This is a genomic window from Pseudomonas sp. SWRI77 (genome assembly GCF_014269105.1).
GTDB classification, from domain to species: Bacteria; Pseudomonadota; Gammaproteobacteria; order Pseudomonadales; family Pseudomonadaceae; genus Aquipseudomonas; species Aquipseudomonas capeferrum.
This window is the reverse complement of the sequence record NZ_JABWRV010000007.1, coordinates 38,805-58,362: the sequence shown is the minus strand read 5'-3', so window position 1 is coordinate 58,362 and position 19,558 is coordinate 38,805. Positions and strand designations below refer to the sequence as shown.

Below are 19,558 nucleotides of genomic sequence, written 5' to 3'. Positions count from 1 at the left end.
ATCATAACATAGCGTTCGTTTACTAAACGATCATTCACCAAAGAGGCGCACATGACTCGACAACAAAAAGTAGTGCTTGTGATCGGCGCGGGGGATGCCACCGGGGGCGAGATTGCCAAACGGTTCGCCAAGGAGGGCTACGTCGCCTGCGTCACCCGCCGACAGGCTGACAAGCTGCAACCGCTACTGGACGAAATACGCGCAGCAGGCGGCCAGGCCCATGGCTTTGGCTCCGATGCGCGCAAGGCAGATGAGGTGGCTGCGCTGGTGGAGACCATCGAGCGTGATATTGGCCCGATCGAGGCGTTTGTCTTCAATATCGGCGCCAATGTACCTTGCAGCATTCTCGATGAAACGCCACGCAAGTACTTCAAGATCTGGGAAATGGCCTGTTTTGCCGGGTTTCTGACCGCTCAGGCAGTGGCCCGGCGCATGGTGGTGCGTGAACGCGGCACGATTCTGTTTACCGGCGCTACCGCAGGTACACGGGGTGCCGCTGGCTTTGCCGCATTCGCCGGCGCCAAGCACGGCCTACGGGCGTTGGCGCAGAGCATGGCGCGCGAGTTGGGGCCGCGCAATATCCATGTGGCCCATGTGGTGGTGGATGGTGCCATTGATACCGCGTTCATTCGTGACAGCTTCCCCGAGCGCTACGCCCTGAAGGACCAGGATGGCATCCTTGACCCGGCTCATATTGCCGACAGCTACTGGTTCCTTCACGCCCAGCCGCGAGACGCCTGGACATTCGAACTGGACCTGCGCCCCTGGATGGAACGCTGGTAAGCCCCCTCATCGATCAAGGACCGTACCCATGACCAATACCGTCGAATTCTTCTTTGATCTTGGTAGCCCGGCCAGCTACCTGGCGTGGACGCAACTGCCGGGTATGTGCGCCCGCCAAGGCGCAACGCTGCACTACCGGCCCATGCTGCTGGGCGGGGTGTTCCAGGCCACCGGCAATGCGTCCCCGGCAATGATCCCGGCCAAGGGTCGCTACATGTTCACCGACCTGGGGCGCTTCGCTGCCCGCTACAGTGTACCGTTCGGGCTGCCGCCGGGGTTTCCGCTCAATACCTTGATGCTGATGCGCGGGGTGATCGGCACGCAGTTGCAAGACCCGCAGCGCTTCGAGGCGCTGTTGAGGGCATTGTTCACTGGGATGTGGGGCGAGCGGCGCAATCTGGGTGACGCGGCAGTGTTGCAACAGACCCTGGAACAGGCGGGCTTCGACATTGCCGCATTCAGTGCGCTGGCCGGCGATGTGCAAGTGAAGGCTGCGCTCAAGCAGGCGACGGAGGATGCGGTGGCGCGCGGCGTGTTTGGCGCACCGACCTGCTTTGTTGGTGATGAGATGTTCTTTGGGCAAGACCGCCTGGACTTTGTCGAGGACGCGCTGCGTCAGCGTGCCAGGCGTGTTTCCAGCTGAGTGCGCTCCCACAGGCTGAGCAGGTCGGCCGGGTTGGTGCCGTAGCGGTACCAGTCTTCAAGCCCGGCCTGATCGCCGTTGGGTGACTGGCAGTGGACGCAATGGGCAAGGCCTTCAGCGTCAACGGCCAGGGTCATCTGCCAGCCTTCGATCGTCACATCGACCAGGCCATCGTGGCGGTGGGCGCTTATTTGCAGGGCGTGAACACCCAGGGCTGCGTCGCGCAAGCGCTGATACGCTTCCCGCGTGCTCACGGTACCGCTGCGGCTCACTGTCAGAAATTCGCCGGGGTATTGGCACTGATGATCTCGGCCTCATCCTGGCCGATGTTCTTGAAGCTGTGGGGCAGGGTGGTGGGGATGTAGTAGCCATCGCCCGAATTGAGCACGCTAACCTGGCCATCGACCCACAATTCGACCGTGCCACGGGTGACCAGGCCGCACTCTTCGCCCTCTGCATGCACGATCGGCTCGCCCGAATCGGCGCCCGGTGCGTACAGCTCGCGCAACATGCGCATCTGCCGCGCCTCGACACTGGCGCCGACCAGCAGCATGCGCAGGCCGTTGCGGCCCAGGTCTGGTTGCTCGCTGGCGCGGAACACGAAGCGCTCTTCCCGTACTGGCTCGTCGAAGCTGAAGAACTCCGCCAGGCTCATCGGGATGCCTTCGAGCAGTTTTTTCAGGGAGCTGACCGAAGGGCTGACGCGGTTCTGTTCGATCTGCGAGATCGTCGAGTTGGTCAGCCCGCTGCGGCGGGCCAGTTCCCGTTGGGAGAGGTTGTTGCGTTCACGCACCAGTTTGAGTCGCGTCCCCGTGTCCATAGCCGCCTTGTAATCAGAGGTGTCAAAAATAATGAGCGACGCATTAAAGCACACTCTGCACGCTTGCGCGCTGTGCTTATCAGGCCCGCTTCTCGCGTGGCATCGGCCATAGCCCGACCAGCAGCAAAAGCGCAGCCACCGCCAGGAACGGCAAGCGCGGGTCGAGGGCATACACCAGCGTGCCGGCCAGTGGCCCGATCACCGCGCCCATGCCCTGGGCAGCGCCGATCGAGCCGGCGGTGGCACCTTGTTCAGAGGCTTGCATGGCATTGGCCGCGAGTGCCGAGAATGCCGGGAACACAAAGCCCATGCCGGCGGCGGCGACGAAGTAGCAGGCCCACAGCCAGGGCGCCGTGGCCGCCAGTGCGCCGCAGGCAAAACCGACCGCCGAGACACTGGCACCCACCCGAATCATTTTCAACGGCGGCCACTCCAGTTGGCGCAGCACCACCTGCGCCAGGATCAGTGCCACACCCACCGTGGTCAAGGCGATGCCGGCAGCCTGGGCGGCCTCGGCCGGGCCCAGGTGCAGGCGGTCGAGGGCGAAGAAGCCGACGGTGATTTGCGACACTGTGACACTGAGCATGGCGCTGAAGGCCACCAGCAAAGGCCGGCGCAGGCGCGGATCGCTCAAGTGCACAGGGCTGGGCGCGTGGCTTTTGGCCAGTGCCTGTGGCTTGAGGGTGAACAGCAGCACGAAGAACGCGCAGGCCGGCAGCAGCGACATGAGGTGGAACGGCAGGCTCAGGCTGTGCCGCGCCAGCAATGCGGCCAAGGCCGGGCCCAGCACCAGGCCGACGGCGTTGGCCGCCCCCAGCGAGGCCATGGCCCGCGCCCGCTGCTGCGGTTCGACATGGTCGGCGATCATTGCATTGCAGGCCACCGGGATGGCGGCATAGAACGCCCCGATGCACCCGCGGGCTAGCATGAGGCCGATAAAGGCCAGGGTTGCGCCCGGCAGCCAGCGCAGCGCGCCTTCGACGAACAGGCACAACAGCCAGTAGGCGAGGGTGAAGCCTGCGCTGCCAAGCAGCAGCACGCGCCGGCGCCCGAGCCGGTCGGCCGCGCGGCCCCAGGGGCGGGCCAGCAGTACCCAGACCACACCGGCCACGGTCACGGCAGCACCGGCTTGCCAGGTGGCCATGCCGAGTTGGCGTGCGATCGGGCCGATCAGGGCGACGAAGGCCATCATCGACATGGTACAGGCCATGTTGGCCAGCAGCAGTGGCCGTAAGTCCAGGGTGCTGGCAGGAACGAGAGTGGCAGGATCCTTTGCGACGTTCATAGGGCAGTCCAGAGTTTTTAGCGAAAAGTACGCCGATCTTAATAAGAATTATTATCGAATGTCGAACGCCCCGGACCGCTTCGGCTCAGTCGCTGCGACGCAGGGGGCCAGGCCACATGCTACGCAAGACGCCGTCGCGACGCACCAAGGCATGCATCAGGGCTGCGCCCAGGTGCAGTACAACCGTCGCGAACAGCAGGTAGCCGGCCCAGCCGTGGGCTTGGCGCAGCACGGCATACAGCTGAAGGTCATGCGGGGCGATCGCAGGCAACTGCAGGGGCCGCGGATAACCGCCGGCCGAAAGCATCGCCCAACCCAGCAGGGGCATGGCCAGCATCAAGGCATAGAGCACCAGGTGCGAGGCCCCGGCGGCGAGCCGTTGCAGCGTTGGCAGGTCGCGTGGCAGTGGTGGGTGAGGCAGCGTCAAGCGCAGGGCAATACGCAGCAGCACCAGTACCAGCAAGGCCAGGCCCGTTGCCTTGTGCAGGTCGATCAGCAATGGATGGCGCAGTGACAGGTCGCTGACCATGCTCACGCCGATGAACAGCATGGCCACGATCAGCACGGCCATCAGCCAGTGCAGCAGGCGAGCGAGGGGATGGAAGGCTTCGGGTTTCATGGGCGGGCTCCGGTGCCGAGCGATTCGCGGCTGCGGCGGTTGAACGATTCCGAATACGCGGCCGAACGGGCGGCGAGGATCGGGTCGGCGGACGCTTCGATGCCATGCGGCAGGATCAGCGGGTCGAAGTTCAGGTCTCGGCAAGCGCCTTGTTCAGCAGCGTCCACCTGTTCGAGCACGAGCGTGCCGGCGTCCACGCTGCGCCGCTGTGCAGGCCAGGGGCTGGCGGGGTCGTCCACGGCGTCACCGGGCTCGGCCAGGACCAGGCGCAGGGTCCAGCGCAGCGGCCCTTGGGCCAGGCGCTGTTGCAGGTCATGCTGCAGGAACAGTTTGTCGTCCACCTGCCCTGGCAGCGCCGTAAACGCCGTCTGCGGCTCCAGTTGCCAGCGCACTGGTTGGGCTGCCCCGGCGGCGTCGATCAGGCGAAAGGCATTGATGCTGTGGTACTGGGTGCTGGCAAAGCTGTTGCTTGGCTTGTAGCTCGCGGCCCACTGGCGGAACGCCGCGCTTTCAGGGTGAGCAGCGAAGAACGCCTGCTGCCTGGCTGGGTCCAGTTTGCCGGTGGCAGGGTCAGGCGTGCTCGCTAGCACCTGTTCATAGAAGGCTTGCGGTGTGCTCACCGCCAGCACGGGCGGGTTGTTCATGCCGGTACGCCAAACCTGCCCGTCGTCGCTGCTCAACTGAAGCGCCAGGCTGCGCACCGGGATGGCGGTGTCTGGCGCATAAGGGTTGGCGCCACCGATGGCGAAGCGGCCGATCACCGGCACCCGTGCCTGGCTGAACACCCGCGCCGTGGACAGGCTGGCAGCCTGCCCGCTGGCCTGGAAGTAGCCGCTGACGCACAGGCCTTTGGCGTGGTTCTTGCGGTAGCCCGGGTAGTGCCCGGCCTGGGCTTCGAAGGTGTCGATGATGCGCTGCGGCGTCAGCTTGGCTGCGCCGATCCAGCCTGCGGCATAGGCAAAGCCAACGCCCGCTGCCAGCATCACAGCGCCGATGGCGGCCAGGCGCAGGGCCTTGGCGGGGCCGTGCAAGGGTGAGTTCATGGTTGTCGTCCGGTTCAGTGAAGATGCCGGTACGACGGGGCAGGGCAAAACTTATTCCCTGGGATGGAATAGATTTTGTTGCCGGGCGTCTGCCCCATACACTGACAACCCCAGAGGCCGGGACATTTGCCATGCACGATCTGGACGAACACCAATGGCGCGAGCTGCTTGCACGTCTGCGCCGCTTTGCCTTGTGGTTGACGCGCGAACCCGGCAGCGCCGACGACCTGGTGCAAGCCACCGTCGAGCGCGCCTTGAGCCGCCATGGCCAGCAACGCGAGGCAGAGGCGCTGCGCGCCTGGCTGTTCACCATCCTTTACCGGCTGTTTCTCGACGGCAAGCGTCGCGACCGCCTGCATGCCCGTTGGCTGTCCTGGTTTGGCCGTGCCGAGGTGGAAAGCGAGCCGGTCGGCGGCAATATCGAGGCCATCGTCCTGGCCCAGGCCGACCTGCAGGCATTTGCCCGGTTGTCTGCCGAGCAGCGTGCCTTGCTGTTGCTGGTGAGCATCGAAGGCTTGAGTTACAAGGAGGCCGCCCAGGCTTTGGGCATCCCTATCGGTACTGTGATGTCGCGCCTGTCGCGCGCCCGCAATGCCTTGCGCGAACTGACCGAGGGCAACCCTCAACCCCCGGCCTTGCGGAGACTGAAATGACGCGCCTGATCCCCAGCGAAGACGAATTGCATGCTTATGTCGATGAGCGCCTGGCACCGGGGCGTCGGGCCGAAGTGCAGGCCTGGCTTACGGCCAACCCGCAGCAAGCGGCCAGGGTCGAGGCGTGGCGCAGTGATGCCCGCCGCCTGCGTGCGGCATTGGCCGGCCTGGGTGAACAACCAGGGGCTGCGCAACTCGACCTGGGCCAGCTGCGCCTGCGGCTGCGCCAGCGTCGTCAACGGCGCTGGGCGTCGGCGGCGGTGTTGCTGCTGGCGCTCGGCGTGGGGGGGATGGGCGGCTGGCAGGTGCGGGATGCCACGCTGGCAAGGGTCGATCTGCCGATGGCCGATGCGGTCCAGGCTCATCGGTTGTTTGCCGGCAGTGAGGCGCTGGATATCCAGGCCAGCGACCCGACCCAATTGCGTGAATGGCTCGGGCGTCACTTCAACCGCGTAGGGCAGTTGCCGGACCTGGCGGGTTACGGGTTCCGGCCGGTGGGCGCGCGATTGCTCAGCAACGAGCAGGGGCCGGCAGCATTGTTGGTGTTTCAGGATGGCAAGGGTGAACGGATCAGCCTGTTCATGCGCTCGCCCAGCGAGCATTACCAACGCATGCCTGATGGGCAGCGGGTTGATGGGCAGCTGGAGGCGCGGTATTGGTCACATGGGGCTTACAACTTTGCGCTGGTCAGCGCGGCGGACGATACGCGTGGGGCGGGGGTGGGGGCGGCGTTGCGGTTGGGGTTGTAGGGCGGCAGATGCAGGGCGGTGGATTTTCAGCGTTTATGAGATCGAGCGCCACCCGCGCGGCGCTCGATCTCCCAGGCGCTGCAAATCTACCGCCTACACCCAGCCTCGATCAGCTCAACTCCAGCCAGATCGGCGCATGGTCTGACGGCTTTTCCATCCCACGCAGTTCATAGTCCACGCCCGCTGCCTTGATCCGCGGCACCAGGTGCTGCGAGGCCATGATCAGGTCGATGCGCAGGCCACGTTTTGGATCGTCCTCGAAACCACGGCTACGGTAATCGAACCAACTGAAGCGGTCGGCCACTTCAGGGTACAGGTGGCGGAAGCTGTCGACCAATCCCCAGCCCTTGAGGCGCTCCATCCACTCGCGCTCTTCGGGCAGGAAGCTGCATTTGCCAGTCTTGAGCCAGCGTTTGGCATTGTCCGGGCCGATGCCGATGTCGCAGTCCTGGGGCGAGATGTTCATGTCGCCCATCACCAGCACCGGCTGGTCATTGCGGAACTGACCTTCGAGCAACGCCTGCAGGTCACTGTAGAAGCGCTGCTTGGCCGGGAACTTGGTGGGGTGGTCGCGGCTTTCACCCTGGGGGAAGTAGCCGTTCATGATGGTGACCGGGTTGCCATCGGTATCGGCGAAGGTGCCCCAGATGAAACGGCGCTGGGCGTCTTCTTCATCGGTGGCAAAGCCCTTGTGCAGGCTCAGGGGGGCCTGGCGCGACAGCAAGGCAACGCCGTAGTGACCCTTCTGGCCGTGGTAGTGCACGTGGTAACCCAGCGCCTGGACATCGGCCAGCGGGAACTGATCGTCACTGACCTTGGTTTCCTGCAGGCCGATCACGTCCGGCTGGTGCTTGTCGATCAAGGCCGCCAGCTGATGCGGGCGGGCACGCAGGCCGTTGATGTTGAAACAGACGATCTTCATGGAAAGACAATCCTGGCAAAAGCCGCGATGCTAGCCGACATCGCGCGTCATCACCAGCATGGCGGGTTGCGGGTGCTGCTGCTAACGTGCTGTAGGGGGTGAACGATGCGCGGTGGCGCCCCTCCAAGGCACTGTAAGCCCATTCCAGGAGGACTGCCCGCAATGCCCGACACCACTGCCACCCCGGCCCGTATCTGCCAGCTCGACGATGGTTACAGTCGCGAGGCACGTTCGCTGCTGTACAACGCCTACCGCCACGAGCCTACATTCGCCTACATTTTTGAAGCGCAGCGCCCAGGCTATGAGCGGCGTTTGCGCGTGATGGTGCGTGAATGGGTACGCCAGCATTTCTATCTGCAATTGCCTGCAATCGGCCTGTTGGTGGATGACCGCCTGATTGCCGTGGCCCTGATTGTGCCGCCGCTGCGCAGGCTGGGGGTGGCCGACAGCTGGGCCTGGCGTTTGCGCATGATGCTGGGTACTGGCCTGCGATGCACACGGCGCTATATGGATTACCAGGCGGCATTGGCCAGTTGCCTGCCCACAGACCAGGTGCACATGTTGCCGTTGCTGGGGGTGCATCCACAGTTTCAGGGGCGCCAGTACGGCGAGCAATTGTTACAGGCTGTGCATGACTGGTGCGCAGAAGACCCGAGCACCCAGGGCGTGGTGCTGGACACCGGCAATGAGCACTACCTCGCGTTCTATCAGCGTCAGGGCTATGAGGAAATTGGCGAGGTTGCTGTAGGGCCTATCCGCGAGCGGGTATTTTTTCACCCCAACCCGGTCTCTTCGAATCCTGCTTCTGCCTGACAGGCCGCCAGACGGCTCCCTTGAGCGCCCGGCTCTGGTAGCATGCGCCGCATGACGTATTCAGGAAGATTGACCTGGGGCCTGGTTTTCTGGGTCGCCAGTTTTGCAGCATGGGGCCAGAGCGAGTTGTTGGTGAAGGTAAAGCCCGCCAACAAAGCGCTCAAGGCCAATGTCGAAGGCTATATTGGCAACCTTGGCGACCGCGACGAAGAAGCGCTATTGCGCTTCAGCCGCGGGGCCGAGGAGCAGGCGCGCAAAGCAGTGCAGGCACTTGGCTATTATCAGGCCCAGATCGAAACCGAGGTCAAGCCTCCGACCAAGGCCGAGCAACCCGCGCAACTGATCATCCAGATCGCGCCGGGCGAGCCGGTAAGGCTGCGCGACGTGACCGTGCGTATCGAAGGCCCTGCCAGTGAAATGAAGGCGTTCCGGGTGCCCGACAGCAAGGCGTTGCGCGCTGGCGAGCAGCTCAACCACGGCCTGTATGAGGATGCCAAGCGGCTGATCCAGAATCAGGCCTCGCGCTATGGGTTCTTCGCCGGCCGCTTCAGCCGCCAGCGCCTGGCGGTCGACCCCCAGGCCGGTGTGGCCGACATCGAACTGGTCTACCAAAGCGGCCCTCGCTATCGCCTGGGCGCAGTCAAGTTCGGGGGTGACACCCCCCTCGATGATGACCTGCTGCAGCGCATGGTCTCGTTCAAACCCGGCACACCCTACGATTCCGAGCTGATCGCCGAGCTCAACAACGACCTGCAATCAAGTGGCTACTTCGAAGGCGTGCGGGTAGATGCCGCGCCGACCGCTGCCGTAGGTGAGGACATCCCCGTGGATGTCCGCCTGGAAACCCGCAAACCCCGCACCATGGGCCTGGGCCTGGGCTTCTCGACCGACGTCGGGCCACGCGGCAAGGCCAACTGGACGCGGCACTGGGTCAACCCCCAAGGCCACAGCTATGGCTGGGAAACCGAGCTGTCGGCCCCCCGGCAGAACGTCGGCCTGTGGTACGACATCCCGCTGGACCCGCCGCTGACCGACAAGTTGCGCTTTGCTGGTGGTTACCAGAACGAGGAAATCGCCGGTACCGACACCCTCAGCAAGCTGCTGACGGTTGGCCCGGAATGGCACAGCAAGTTGCCCAGTGGCTGGCAGCGGGTCATCTCGCTCAAATACCAGCGTGAGGAATACCGCCTGGGCGATGACTCGGGGCTGAGCAACCTGCTGATGCCGGGTGTGAGCTTTTCGTACCTGCGCAGCGACAACCGTATCGACCCACACAACGGCTACCGCTTGCAGTTCGATACACAGGTGGCCAAGGAAGGGCTGGTTTCCGACACCAACCTGCTGCACGGCAACGTATTGCTCAAAGGCCTGACCACGCTTGGCCACAACCATCGCTTCCTCGGCCGGGTGCAGTTCGGCGGCAGCGCCACCAACGGTTACAAGAACAACATCCCGCCTTCGCTGCGCTTCTTCGCCGGTGGTGACCAGAGCGTGCGCGGCTATGACTACCAGACCCTGTCGCCGAAAAACAGTGATGGCGACCGCATTGGTGGGCGCTACCTGGTGGCAGGCAGCGTCGAGTACCAATATTCGGTGACTGAGAAGTGGCGGGTGGCGACCTTCGTCGATCAAGGCAACTCGTTCAACACGCTCGAGCTGCCCAGCCTCAAGACTGGGGTAGGTATTGGCGTGCGTTGGGTTTCACCGGTCGGGCCGCTGCGCCTGGACCTGGCCAAGGCACTCGATGACGAGGGTGGTATCCGCTTGCACTTCTCCATGGGGCCTGAGCTGTGACACGTGTGTTCAAATTCATTCTGCTGGGTCTACTCGGCCTGGTATTGGCCGTGGGCCTGGCGCTTGGCATGCTGGTAGGTACCGAAAGCGGCAGCCGCTGGGCGTTGGCAAAGGTGCCGGGGCTTGAGGTTGCTGATTTCACGGGGCGACTGGCCGGCACTTGGCAAGCCAGTCGGCTGAGCTGGGTCGACGGCGGTAACCGAGTCGAAGTACAGGCGCCTCTATTGGCTTGGTCGCCCGCGTGCCTGTTGCGTGGCACCTTGTGTATCGAGCAGTTGCATGCCCAGCGCATCGACATGGCGTTTGCGCCGAGTGAAACGCCAGTCGACAGTGGCCCTTTGCAGCTCCCGGCCTTGCGTTTGCCGGTTGACATCGAACTGGGTGAGGTCAAGGTCGGCCAGTTGCGCCTGGACGGCAGCGAGCTGCTCGGTGATCTGCAACTGGTGGCGCACTGGACCCGGACCGGAATGCGCATCGATAGCCTGCAACTGCAACGGGACGACCTGCGCCTGGACCTGCAAGGTGACTTGCAGCCTGAAGGCGACTGGCCTGTGCAATTGCAGGGGCAGGTTCAACTGCCCTCGGTGGAGGGCAAAAGCTGGCAGCTGGCACTGGCAGCCAAAGGCGAGCTGCAGAAAACCCTCACGCTCGAAGGCACCAGCTCGGGTTACCTCGATGCACGCTTGAGCGGTGAGTTGCAGGCGTTGGCGGAACACCTGCCAGCAACGCTGCAGATTCGCTCCGAGGCGTTCAAACCGACTGCTTCGTTGCCAGATACCCTGCAGTTCAAGCAGCTCGAACTCAACGCCAAGGGCGATCTGCTCAAGGGTTATTCACTGTCGGGTTCGGCCAGTTTGCCCGCCGAACAGTCGCCGATCGCCTTGGCCTTGTCCGGGCGGGTCGACAGCAAGGGTGCCAAGCTCGATGCCCTTGACCTCAGCGCCAGCGATAGCCAGCGGCTCAAGCTACAGGCCAGTGCCGACTGGCAACAGGGCCTGAGCGCCGATGCCCAGCTCGAATGGCTGGATTTCCCATGGCTGCGCCTGTACCCACTGGAAACGCCGCCCGACGTCACGCTCAAGCGCTTCAACGCCCAGGTTCGCTACCGCGATGGCAACTACCAAGGCACCTTCAATGGCGACCTTGACGGCCCGGCGGGTGCCTTCACGCTGGCCAGCCCGTTCGAGGGTGACCTGGCCCAGGTGAAGCTGCCGCAGCTGGCGCTCACCGCAGGGCAGGGCAAGGCCGCCGGCAGTGTCGCGGTGCGCTTCGCCGATACCCTGGCGTGGGATGTCGATATGCAGCTTTCGGCGCTGGACCCTGCGTACTGGCTTGCCGAACTGCCGGGTACCCTGGCCGGGCCTCTGCGCAGCAAAGGTGAAATGAAGGGTGACGAGCTTAAGCTCGATGCCCAGCTCGACCTCAAAGGCCGCCTGCGCGGTCAGCCGGCGGTGCTCAAGGTCGAAGCGCAAGGGGCAGGGCAGAGCTGGACCCTCGGCGCCCTGGCGATCCAGTTGGGTGACAACCGCATCAATGGCAGTGGCAGCTTGCAACAGCGGCTGGCGGGGCGGGTGGATCTCGACCTGCCGCGCCTGGGCCAGCTATGGCCGAGGCTGCAGGGGCAAGTCAAAGGCCGGCTGGACATTGCTGGCACCTTGCAAGCGCCCCAGGGCACGCTCACCCTGCAGGGCCAGCAACTGGCGCAGGCCGAGAACCGTATCCAGCGACTGGACCTCGACGCCCGGCTGGATAACGCCCAGCGTGGTGTGATCGAGCTCAAGGCGGGCGGCATACACCTGGGTGACACGGCACTGGGCACCTTGCAGGCCAATGGCAAAGGTGACATTCGCCAGCAGGCCCTGACGCTGGCGCTCGACGGCCCGCAGCTCAAGCTCGACCTTGGCCTGGACGGCCAGTTGAACAAGGGCGATTGGCGTGGTCGGTTGGCCAGTGGGCGGATCCAGGCCGGTGGCCAGGACTGGCAGTTGCAGGCTCCGGCACGCTTGCAGCGCTTGGCCAGCGGCCAGCTAGATTTCGGCGGCCATTGCTGGCGTTCCGGTCAAGCCAGCCTGTGTGGTGAAGACCAGCGCCTGGCACCGGAGCCACGCCTGCGTTATCACCTCAAGCAGTTCCCCCTGGACAGCCTGGCCCAGTGGCTGCCAAAAGATTTTGCCTGGCAAGGCCTGCTGAACGCCGACGTCAACCTCGATGTGCCGGCCAGTGGCCCCAAGGGCAGCATCGTAGTCGACGCCAGTGGCGGCACCCTGCGGGTGCGTGACAAGGACCGCTGGGTCGACTTCCCTTATCAGGCCTTGCGCCTGGACAGCACCTTGGCGCCACGACGTATCGATGCCCGCCTGGCATTTCGCGGCGAGCGCCTGGGTGAACTGAGCTTGAATACCCGCATTGACCCACTGGGCAAGAATAAACCGCTGTCGGGTGATTTCAGCCTGACGGGCCTGGACCTGTCGGTGGCCCGACCATTCGTGCCCATGGTCGAGCGCCTGACCGGGCAACTCAATGGCAGCGGTCGTTTGTCGGGCACCTTGCTTGCGCCACAGGTCAACGGCAACCTGGTGTTGAGCGGTGGCGAGGTCAGCGGCGCCGAGTTGCCGCTAAGCCTGCAAGACTTGTCATTGCAGGCAACCATTGCGGGCGAGCAGGTTCAGCTCAATGGCAACTGGCGCAGTGGCGAAGCAGGGCGCGGCCAACTGACCGGTAACCTGACCTGGGGCCAGGCGCTGGGCATGGACCTGCGTTTGCAGGGGCAGCAATTGCCGGTGACGGTGGAGCCCTACGCGACCCTGGAAGTCGCCCCCGACCTGAACCTGCGCCTGATCGACGACAAGCTGGCAGTGACGGGCAAGGTCCAAGTGCCAAAAGGCAAGATCACGGTACGCGAACTTCCGCCATCGACCGTGAAGGTGTCCGATGACACGGTGATCATCGGCCATCAGACCGAAGAGGGTAAACAGCCCCTGGCAATGGCGATGGACATCGATGTCGAGGTTGGGCGAGACAAGCTGTCGTTCAGTGGTTTTGGCCTCACTGCCAACCTGCTCGGCCATGTGCACATCGGCGACAACCTCGATACCCGGGGTGAGTTGAGTTTGGCCGATGGCCGTTACCGTGCCTATGGGCAGCGCCTGACCATTCGCCGGGCGCGGCTGCTGTTCGCTGGCCCGATAGATCAGCCGTATCTGGACATCGAGGCCATTCGCAAGGTCGATGATGTGATTGCCGGTATCCGTTTGAGTGGCAGTGCCGAGCAACCGACCACGCAGGTGTTTTCCGAACCCGCCATGAGCCAGGAGCAGGCGCTGTCGTACCTGGTGCTGGGGCGCCCGTTGGGCACATCGGGTGAAGACAACAACATGCTTGCCGAAGCAGCGTTGGGCCTGGGGCTTGCCGGCAGTGCCGGTATCACCGGGAGCCTGGCGTCGAGCCTGGGCATCGATGATTTCCAGCTGGATACCGAAGGTTCGGGCAACACCACCAGCGTGGTCGCCAGCGGCAACCTGACCGAGAAACTGAGCCTGCGTTACGGGGTAGGGGTGTTCGAGCCTGCCAATACCATCGCGTTGCGCTACAAGTTGAGCCGGAGGGTCTACCTCGAGGCGGCAAGCGGGTTGGCCAGCTCGCTGGATATCTTCTACAAGCGGGACTTCTGATCGCCGCGGTCAGCAACGGACCGTGGCCGCTTCGATGAATTCATTGGAGCCGGAGAGGGGTGGGGGACTGGACCTGGGTATGCGTACCGGTGTGATCAGGCTGGTGTATTCCTCGATCAGCCGGTTCAGCGCTTCAGGCGGCTCGCTGGCCTGAAACTGCATGCGGATCTGTACTTCGTCGGGGTCGCGACTTTCGCCCTGACGGCCTTGGCCGCCAATGGTGACCTTGAAGCTGGTCGCAGTGTGCTCGCTGGCGGTCAGCAATGCTTCTTGCGCCTCGGTGCCCTTGACCCGAACCGACAAGTCGACCTGCATGCGTTCCAGGGCCAGGCCCTTGGGTGATACCAGCGCAAACAAGGGCACGCGCATGATGTGCTGTTCATCCATGGCCACTTCGACCATCTTGGCCTTCATCGGGGCGCCCAGTGCTTCGGTGTCACAGTCGAAGAACTGATCGAACAGGTTGATGTACTGTTGTGCAATCAGGCTGTTGGTGGCACTGGCGGCTTCTTGCAGGCCCCGCGTGATCTCGCGCAGGTCGATGGAAGTCATGGGGGCTAGGGACTTGTCCAATCATTCGGCTCCTGGGTGGGGTGGTGCCCCCTGCTGCGAGGGGGCGATTCTTGCCAGCTTCAATTTGTTGGCGGGGTTTCACTGTCAGCTGGTTGTTTGCCAGGGGCCTGCGGATGGGTGCCTGCCGTGGGGCCTTTCAACCTGTCGGCCTGCGAGATAGCGTCTGGGCTATCAAGCGTCGCGCTCTTGACGATGGTGGGTTTGGTTGCGGCTTCGGTCAGGAAGTCGATGACCCTCATCATTGCTTCGGGCGGGTCCTGCCGCTTCAAGGTAGTGTTGAACGCGTAGCGGGCGCGGGTATCGGTCTTGCGGGTTTGCGTGGACTTGTGGCTGATGCTGCCCTTGACGTTGAGGCTGAATGGCCCCCAGCCAAGCGACCCGGTGGCTTCTGCGGCCATGTTCTTGTCGGTTACATCTTCCGACATCTGATTGATGGTCAGTTCGAACTCGACATTGCCTTCTTCGATGGAGATGTTCGGGTGGGTGATCGCTGCCACCAGCGGCACTTTCATCGTTTTGCTGACGACGCCTTGGTACTCGCCCTGTTCATCGACGATGGTTTCGTCATAGTCGAACTGGATCGCGACGGCCTTGCCTTCCTGAACGCAGACTTGCATCAGGAAGTCTGCATAGGACTTGCTGGCGGTGACCTGCGCTTGGACCATCGCTTGCAGGGGGCCTGCAATCATACGGTCCATCGGCAAGGCATTGATGACGGATCCGATGAGGCTAGAGTCTATCGACATAGCTGGATTCTCTTTTTAGTGGGGTGCATGAAGGGTCGTCAGTAACGACCTCGTTGCTCATTGGCTAGCGAACGCAAGGTTCCTGGCGGCGGATATTGCCGATCTGGCGCAGGCTCAAGCCGTATTTGTCGGCCAGCAAGCTGCGTGACAAACCATCGGCGCTTTCTTTCTGGATCTGCAGGTTGCGCAGCTGGCGCATGAAGTGATCGGCCTTGGGGATTTCCAGGGCTACGCCGGCGAAGCGTTTGATCAGCGCATCGAGCGCCTCGGCCGGGAGTACATCGGCAAGCTTGGTCCGCTCGCGGTGCTTGGGGATGTATTTGGGTCTGCCGCCATAGGCGCAGGTCAGCTGGAAAGCGTTTTCGATACCGATGCAGTCGATCAGCGCTTGCAATGAATGCGGCAAATGGCTGATGTCTATGCAGGTGAGGTCTGGTAACTCCATGCGACGCTCCTTCGTTCAGGGTTGCGATGCGGTAAGCGATCACCCGCGGCGATATGTCGAAGGTGTGACTGGATTCTCAGGTAGAGCCAGGGCGCGTCGCTAGGCGGTATTTAGGCTGGGGTTTGTAGCCTCGGTGAGCACGGTTTGCAGGCAGCGATTTCGCTTGTTGTAGGACACTGCTTCAACTACTCGCCGCAGCTGTTGATTTTCCGTTGTCGCACTTCATAGCTTGCAAGTTGGGGGCGGGGACCCTCAGTCGCACGGATAGCTGCTCAACAGGCTGGCACTTTTCAAGTAGGCCTTGGGGGTTGTGCTCATGCCCTGTGGCAGGGCGCGCCAGTCGACCAGCAGGCACAGAGCACTGAACGCATGCTCGTCGCGCTTTCCTACAGTGCGATCAGGAAAGTCACGGCGATAAAGTGCTCGGGTCTGCTGCACGGGGTAAACCTGATCGGCCTGCGCCAAAGTCTGGCGGGCCAGCTCTGGCAGCAGCGATGCAGGCACGGTGAAATGAACCTGACCGGTGTGGGCTTGCAGGTAGCCGGCTTCGCGAGCGCGCTGCCAGAGTTGCTGCCATTGGCTGGAGCCGGCGTTGGCGGCCAGTTCGCTGCCTAGCTTGAACAACTGCTCGGCGGGCGCCTGGCGAGTGTCCAGCGCGTAGACAGGGAGGTAAGTCAGGGCAAGGGATGCGAACAGCATGGATCTGTACATGGTGCCTCCGGCACGGGCGATAAGGACCCATGCTTTCAGGCGAACGGCACCACGCTAAGCAGGAAATGCAGCGCTGGTGCGGGTGAGCGTTGTATCATTGCCGCGGCTCGTTGCGAGCCATTTGCCCCTGATGTTGCAAGGAACTTTGAATGACACACGTGCAGCGCCTCAAATATTCACTTCTGATCATCCTGGTGGTACTGGGCCTAATGCTGGGCCTGTCCCACCTGCAAAAGCAAGGCACGATCAGTGAGCAGACCTTCCAGATGCTGGCGATCGCCATTGCCGTGGTCGTGGTCGTGATAAACGGCATTCTGCGGCGCAAAGTCAAGCGCTGAGCTGTGCGGGCCGGCCAGTTGTGGCCGGCCATACGCTCAGCGCGGGGCGGTTTGATCCAGCACGGCGCGGGCCTGGGGGTTGAGGCTGTAGCATTTGTCGCTGCCCAGGTTGATGACGCCTTCGGCGCACAGCCGCTTGAGTACTTCACGCACACTGAGGAACGACAGCGGGATATCCAGTTGTTCCAGTTGCGCGTGCACACCACGCACGCCGATGCTGCGGCCATTGCGGTCTGCCACGTGCAGGGCATCGATCACTTTGAGCCGAATGAGGCTGGTGCGCAGGCCAAAGGTGCGCAGCAGCTCGCGAATCTGTTCGTTACCAACACGTTCCTCGACGAAAGCGTCCTGTCCTTTGGGCGCCTTCCCCGGGGTGTGCCCGGCCTGCATTGAGGGTTGCGGGTTGTACATGTGAATGCTCCTTTTCGTGGACTAACCCGAAATGTGGTTGCCTCACTTACTAGGACGAATGAGAACGGAAAATCTGCAGCCCGCTCGAAAAAAAATTGCCTGTTGTTGTTCAAGACGTTCTACATCGTTGTAATACGTAAAATTTTCATTCAGCCATTCGTCTGATCGGGATGACCCCTGAATCCGAGGTGTGCCCGTGTTCTCAATTTCGCGTCCCATGACCCGTGCCAGCTTGGCCGCAGCCCTGGTCGCCTTCAGCATTGCCGCGCAAGCGCAGCCCGCCAGCGCCGATGCCAGCGCGCAGATCCGCCGTACCAGCTTCGGGGTACCGCACATCGTGGCCAAGGATGAGCGCGGCCTGGGGTATGGCATTGGTTATGCGTATGCCCAGGACAACCTGTGCCTGCTGGCCAACGAGGTGCTGACGGTGAGCGGCGAGCGGTCGCGCTATTTTGGTGCCAAGGCCAAGACCTTCGAGCAACGCGACAACCTGGCCAGTGACCTGTTTTTCACCTGGCTCAACACGCCGACTGCCGTGGGTGCGTTTCTAAACGCTCAGCCAGCGCCGGTGCGTGACCTGCTGGACGGCTATGCAGGTGGCTTCAACCGCGCCCTGGCCGAGCGCCGCAGCCAAGGGTTGCCGCCAGAGTGCGGAACTGGGGAGTGGGTGCGGTCGATCACCAGCCAGGACCTGGTCAAGTTGACCCGCCGGCTGTTGGCTGAAGGGGGTGTCGGCCAGTTCGTCGAGGCGTTGGCAGGGGCGCAGCCACCTTCGCTGACCAGCCAACGTGCGGCGGCCGGTTTTGCCACGGCGCTGGCTCGGCAGGCGCGTTTCGCTTCGGAACGAGGCAGCAACGCGGTGGCCGTCGGGTCGCAGCGCTCGGCCAACGGCCGTGGCCTGTTGCTGGCCAACCCGCATTTCCCGTGGATGGGCGGTATGCGCTTTTATCAAATGCAACTGACCATACCGGGCCAGCTGGACGTGATGGGGGCTGCATTGCCAGGCTTGCCGGTGGTGAACATCGGTTTCAACCACCACCTGGCCTGGACGCACACGGTCGACACGTCGAACCATTTCACGCTCTACCGTCTTCAGCTCGATCCGAAGGACCCGACCCGCTACCTGCTCGACGGCAAGTCGCTGCCGTTGATGCGCCAAGCTGTGAGCGTCACGGTCAAGGCCGAGGATGGCACCTTGAACCAGGTCGAACGTCAAGTCTACAGCTCGAAGTTCGGGCCCGTGGTGCAGTGGCCAGGGCGCCTGGACTGGGACGCGCAAGCCGCTTACAGCCTGCGCGACGCCAACCTGGACAATACCCGGGTGCTGCAGCAGTGGTACCGCATCAACCGGGCCGACAGCCTGGACGCGCTGAAGGGCTCGGTGGAGCAGTTGCAGGGCATCCCTTGGGTCAACACGCTTGCCGTGGATGAAGGCGGCCAAGCGCTGTACCTGAACCAGTCGGTGGTGCCCTATGTCGACCAGCAACTGCTGAGCACCTGCAGCTACCCGAAGGCCTCAGGGCGCCTGGTGGTGCTGGATGGCTCGCGCAGTGGCTGTGCGTGGAAGGTCGATGCGCAGGCCGCGCAGCCCGGGATCTTCCCGGCGCGATTGCTGCCCAGCCTTGAGCGCAAGGACTTTGTGCAGAATTCCAACGACCCCGCCTGGATGGCCAACCCCGCGCAGCCCTTGACCGGTTTTTCACCGCTGGTCAGCCGCAACGACCAGCCGCTGGGCATGCGCGGGCGTTTTGCCCTGAACCGCCTGCAAGGTAGCGCCAAGCTTGGCGTCGACGACCTGCAGCGCATGGTCACGGACGATGAAGTCTACCTCGCAAGCTTGCTGCTGCCGGACCTGCTGGCGTGGTGCAAAGGAGCCGAAGCGGACCTGCAGCCAGTGTGTGACAGCCTGTTGGCCTGGAACGGCAAGGCAGACCTGGACAGCGGCATTGGCCTGGTGCATTTCGAGAACATGTTCAATGCCCTGGCGGCCCACCCTGAAAGCTGGCGGGTGGCCTTCGACCCGGCGGACCCGCAGCACACGCCGCGCGGCCTGGCGGTCGAACAGGCGGCGGTGCGCAAGCTGTTGCGCGAGGCGGCCTTGGCGTCCTTGCAACAGGTGGGTAAAAGCGGAGTAGGGCGCGACAGCCAGTGGGGGCAGGTGCAGCAGGCTCTTGACGGTACGCCTGTACCGGGTGGCCCGCAGGGGCTTGGGGTCTATAACGCGATCCACAGCGTGCCGCATGGGCCGGGCAAGCGCCTGGTGGTCAGTGGTACCAGCTACCTGCAACTGGTCAGCTTCACCGATCAGGGCCCACAGGCTCGGGGGCTGCTGGCGTTCTCCCAGTCGAGCGAGGCGGGTTCGGCGCATGCCCATGACCAGACCAAGGCTTTCTCGGCCAAGCAGCTGGCAGTGATTCCGTTTACCGAGGCGCAGATCAAGGCGGACCCCGAGTATCGTGAATATGTGATCAGTGAGGGGGATAAAGGGGCAGTGGCTCAGCATTGAGCCTCTGTCCGAGGCGGTTGTCGTAGGAGCGGC

Annotated in this window: 20 protein-coding genes; 9 read left to right on the top strand and 11 right to left on the bottom strand. The window is 63.4% G+C overall.

Annotated features, from left to right (window positions below; all coding sequences use genetic code 11):
• Positions 1 to 51 precede the first annotated feature (51 nt).
• Together HU766_RS09580 and HU766_RS09575 are read left to right on the top strand one after the other, a co-directional pair.
• Positions 52 to 783 carry an SDR family oxidoreductase gene (locus HU766_RS09580; RefSeq protein ID WP_186655761.1) on the top strand — a complete coding sequence of 244 codons (732 nt, stop codon included), beginning with the start codon at positions 52 to 54 and terminating at the stop codon, positions 781 to 783.
• A 28-nt stretch (positions 784 to 811) separates the two neighbouring features.
• Positions 812 to 1,426 carry a 2-hydroxychromene-2-carboxylate isomerase gene (locus HU766_RS09575; RefSeq protein WP_186655757.1) on the top strand — a complete coding sequence of 205 codons (615 nt, stop codon included), beginning with the start codon at positions 812 to 814 and terminating at the stop codon, positions 1,424 to 1,426.
• Here HU766_RS09575 and HU766_RS09570 read toward each other — a convergent pair.
• The 5 genes from HU766_RS09570 to HU766_RS09550 all read right to left on the bottom strand — a co-directional run bounded on the left by HU766_RS09570 (position 1,399) and on the right by HU766_RS09550 (position 5,193).
• Positions 1,399 to 1,698 carry a hypothetical protein gene (locus HU766_RS09570; RefSeq protein ID WP_346656662.1) on the bottom strand — a complete coding sequence of 100 codons (300 nt, stop codon included), beginning with the start codon at positions 1,696 to 1,698 and terminating at the stop codon, positions 1,399 to 1,401. The genes HU766_RS09575 and HU766_RS09570 overlap by 28 nt on opposite strands.
• Positions 1,699 to 1,700: 2 nt before the next feature.
• A complete protein-coding gene (locus HU766_RS09565) occupies positions 1,701 to 2,246 on the bottom strand; it encodes a cupin domain-containing protein (RefSeq protein ID WP_027594799.1) in 546 nt (181 codons plus the stop codon).
• Between the two features lie 79 nt (positions 2,247 to 2,325).
• Positions 2,326 to 3,531: an MFS transporter gene (locus tag HU766_RS09560; RefSeq protein ID WP_186655754.1), complete on the bottom strand. Its 1,206-nt coding sequence runs from the start codon at positions 3,529 to 3,531 to the stop codon at positions 2,326 to 2,328.
• Between the two features lie 85 nt (positions 3,532 to 3,616).
• Positions 3,617 to 4,150, bottom strand: a complete 534-nt coding sequence (locus HU766_RS09555; RefSeq protein WP_186655751.1) for a cytochrome b — start codon at positions 4,148 to 4,150, stop codon at positions 3,617 to 3,619.
• Positions 4,147 to 5,193 carry a catalase family peroxidase gene (locus HU766_RS09550; RefSeq protein WP_186655748.1) on the bottom strand — a complete coding sequence of 349 codons (1,047 nt, stop codon included), beginning with the start codon at positions 5,191 to 5,193 and terminating at the stop codon, positions 4,147 to 4,149. The genes HU766_RS09555 and HU766_RS09550 overlap by 4 nt, the downstream gene beginning before the upstream one ends.
• A gap of 131 nt (positions 5,194 to 5,324) precedes the next feature.
• Between HU766_RS09550 and HU766_RS09545 the strand changes: the two genes are divergently transcribed.
• Both HU766_RS09545 and HU766_RS09540 read left to right on the top strand, forming a co-directional pair.
• The gene (locus tag HU766_RS09545) at positions 5,325 to 5,846 is read left to right on the top strand and encodes a sigma-70 family RNA polymerase sigma factor (RefSeq protein WP_033698297.1); all 522 of its coding nucleotides are present in this window, start codon (positions 5,325 to 5,327) and stop codon (positions 5,844 to 5,846) included.
• Entirely contained in the window at positions 5,843 to 6,595 is a 753-nt protein-coding gene (locus HU766_RS09540; RefSeq protein WP_186655745.1) for an anti-sigma factor, read from the top strand. Before HU766_RS09545 ends, HU766_RS09540 begins: the two co-directional genes overlap by 4 nt.
• A gap of 109 nt (positions 6,596 to 6,704) precedes the next feature.
• Here HU766_RS09540 and xthA read toward each other — a convergent pair whose 3' ends face one another.
• Positions 6,705 to 7,517, bottom strand: coding sequence for an exodeoxyribonuclease III (xthA, locus tag HU766_RS09535; protein WP_186655742.1), 813 nt, complete (start codon positions 7,515 to 7,517; stop codon positions 6,705 to 6,707).
• 162 nt (positions 7,518 to 7,679) lie between these two features.
• Here xthA and HU766_RS09530 point away from each other — a divergent pair, with 162 nt between their 5' ends.
• From HU766_RS09530 to HU766_RS09520, 3 genes are read left to right on the top strand one after another with little or no spacing between them, the layout of a single operon-like run.
• On the top strand, positions 7,680 to 8,330 hold the full coding sequence (locus HU766_RS09530; RefSeq protein WP_186655739.1) for a GNAT family N-acetyltransferase: 651 nt from the start codon (positions 7,680 to 7,682) through the stop codon (positions 8,328 to 8,330).
• Positions 8,331 to 8,381: 51 nt separating this feature from the next.
• Complete coding sequence (locus HU766_RS09525) at positions 8,382 to 10,124, top strand: autotransporter assembly complex family protein (RefSeq protein ID WP_186655736.1); 1,743 nt, start codon at positions 8,382 to 8,384, stop codon at positions 10,122 to 10,124.
• Positions 10,121 to 13,795, top strand: coding sequence for a translocation/assembly module TamB domain-containing protein (locus tag HU766_RS09520; protein WP_186655732.1), 3,675 nt, complete (start codon positions 10,121 to 10,123; stop codon positions 13,793 to 13,795). The genes HU766_RS09525 and HU766_RS09520 overlap by 4 nt, the downstream gene beginning before the upstream one ends.
• A 9-nt stretch (positions 13,796 to 13,804) precedes the next feature.
• Here the strand turns inward: HU766_RS09520 and HU766_RS09515 are convergent, their stop codons facing one another.
• From HU766_RS09515 to HU766_RS09500, 4 genes are all read right to left on the bottom strand, one after another.
• Positions 13,805 to 14,368: a DUF2589 domain-containing protein gene (locus tag HU766_RS09515; RefSeq protein WP_186655729.1), complete on the bottom strand. Its 564-nt coding sequence runs from the start codon at positions 14,366 to 14,368 to the stop codon at positions 13,805 to 13,807.
• 59 nt (positions 14,369 to 14,427) lie between these two features.
• A complete protein-coding gene (locus HU766_RS09510) occupies positions 14,428 to 15,114 on the bottom strand; it encodes a DUF2589 domain-containing protein (RefSeq protein WP_238338588.1) in 687 nt (228 codons plus the stop codon).
• 64 nt (positions 15,115 to 15,178) lie between these two features.
• A complete protein-coding gene (locus tag HU766_RS09505; RefSeq protein ID WP_033698285.1) occupies positions 15,179 to 15,559 on the bottom strand; it encodes a Mor transcription activator family protein in 381 nt (126 codons plus the stop codon).
• A 252-nt stretch (positions 15,560 to 15,811) separates the two neighbouring features.
• Positions 15,812 to 16,270, bottom strand: a complete 459-nt coding sequence (locus HU766_RS09500; protein WP_186655726.1) for a hypothetical protein — start codon at positions 16,268 to 16,270, stop codon at positions 15,812 to 15,814.
• A 149-nt stretch (positions 16,271 to 16,419) separates the two neighbouring features.
• Between HU766_RS09500 and HU766_RS09495 the strand changes: the two genes are divergently transcribed.
• Positions 16,420 to 16,608 (top strand): hypothetical protein, encoded by a 189-nt coding sequence (locus HU766_RS09495; protein WP_033698281.1) that lies wholly within the window; start codon positions 16,420 to 16,422, stop codon positions 16,606 to 16,608.
• 36 nt (positions 16,609 to 16,644) lie between these two features.
• Here HU766_RS09495 and HU766_RS09490 read toward each other — a convergent pair whose 3' ends face one another.
• Positions 16,645 to 17,019, bottom strand: coding sequence for a fe2+ zn2+ uptake regulation protein (locus HU766_RS09490; protein ID WP_186655724.1), 375 nt, complete (start codon positions 17,017 to 17,019; stop codon positions 16,645 to 16,647).
• Between the two features lie 196 nt (positions 17,020 to 17,215).
• Here HU766_RS09490 and HU766_RS09485 point away from each other — a divergent pair, with 196 nt between their 5' ends.
• Positions 17,216 to 19,525, top strand: coding sequence for a penicillin acylase family protein (locus HU766_RS09485; protein WP_186655721.1), 2,310 nt, complete (start codon positions 17,216 to 17,218; stop codon positions 19,523 to 19,525).
• Positions 19,526 to 19,558: the final 33 nt, after the last annotated feature.

Excerpts from the sequence above, each read along its gene's own strand:
- HU766_RS09580 (WP_186655761.1), top strand. The coding sequence starts at position 52 with ATGACTCGACAACAAAAAGTAGTGCTTGTGATCGGCGCGGGGGATGCC.
- HU766_RS09575 (WP_186655757.1), top strand. The coding sequence starts at position 812 with ATGACCAATACCGTCGAATTCTTCTTTGATCTTGGTAGCCCGGCCAGC.
- HU766_RS09565 (WP_027594799.1), bottom strand. The coding sequence starts at position 2,246 with ATGGACACGGGGACGCGACTCAAACTGGTGCGTGAACGCAACAACCTC.
- HU766_RS09560 (WP_186655754.1), bottom strand. The coding sequence starts at position 3,531 with ATGAACGTCGCAAAGGATCCTGCCACTCTCGTTCCTGCCAGCACCCTG.
- HU766_RS09555 (WP_186655751.1), bottom strand. The coding sequence starts at position 4,150 with ATGAAACCCGAAGCCTTCCATCCCCTCGCTCGCCTGCTGCACTGGCTG.
- HU766_RS09550 (WP_186655748.1), bottom strand. The coding sequence starts at position 5,193 with ATGAACTCACCCTTGCACGGCCCCGCCAAGGCCCTGCGCCTGGCCGCC.
- HU766_RS09545 (WP_033698297.1), top strand. The coding sequence starts at position 5,325 with ATGCACGATCTGGACGAACACCAATGGCGCGAGCTGCTTGCACGTCTG.
- HU766_RS09540 (WP_186655745.1), top strand. The coding sequence starts at position 5,843 with ATGACGCGCCTGATCCCCAGCGAAGACGAATTGCATGCTTATGTCGAT.
- xthA (WP_186655742.1), bottom strand. The coding sequence starts at position 7,517 with ATGAAGATCGTCTGTTTCAACATCAACGGCCTGCGTGCCCGCCCGCAT.
- HU766_RS09530 (WP_186655739.1), top strand. The coding sequence starts at position 7,680 with ATGCCCGACACCACTGCCACCCCGGCCCGTATCTGCCAGCTCGACGAT.
- HU766_RS09525 (WP_186655736.1), top strand. The coding sequence starts at position 8,382 with ATGACGTATTCAGGAAGATTGACCTGGGGCCTGGTTTTCTGGGTCGCC.
- HU766_RS09510 (WP_238338588.1), bottom strand. The coding sequence starts at position 15,114 with ATGTCGATAGACTCTAGCCTCATCGGATCCGTCATCAATGCCTTGCCG.
- HU766_RS09505 (WP_033698285.1), bottom strand. The coding sequence starts at position 15,559 with ATGGAGTTACCAGACCTCACCTGCATAGACATCAGCCATTTGCCGCAT.
- HU766_RS09500 (WP_186655726.1), bottom strand. The coding sequence starts at position 16,270 with ATGTACAGATCCATGCTGTTCGCATCCCTTGCCCTGACTTACCTCCCT.
- HU766_RS09495 (WP_033698281.1), top strand. The coding sequence starts at position 16,420 with ATGACACACGTGCAGCGCCTCAAATATTCACTTCTGATCATCCTGGTG.
- HU766_RS09490 (WP_186655724.1), bottom strand. The coding sequence starts at position 17,019 with ATGTACAACCCGCAACCCTCAATGCAGGCCGGGCACACCCCGGGGAAG.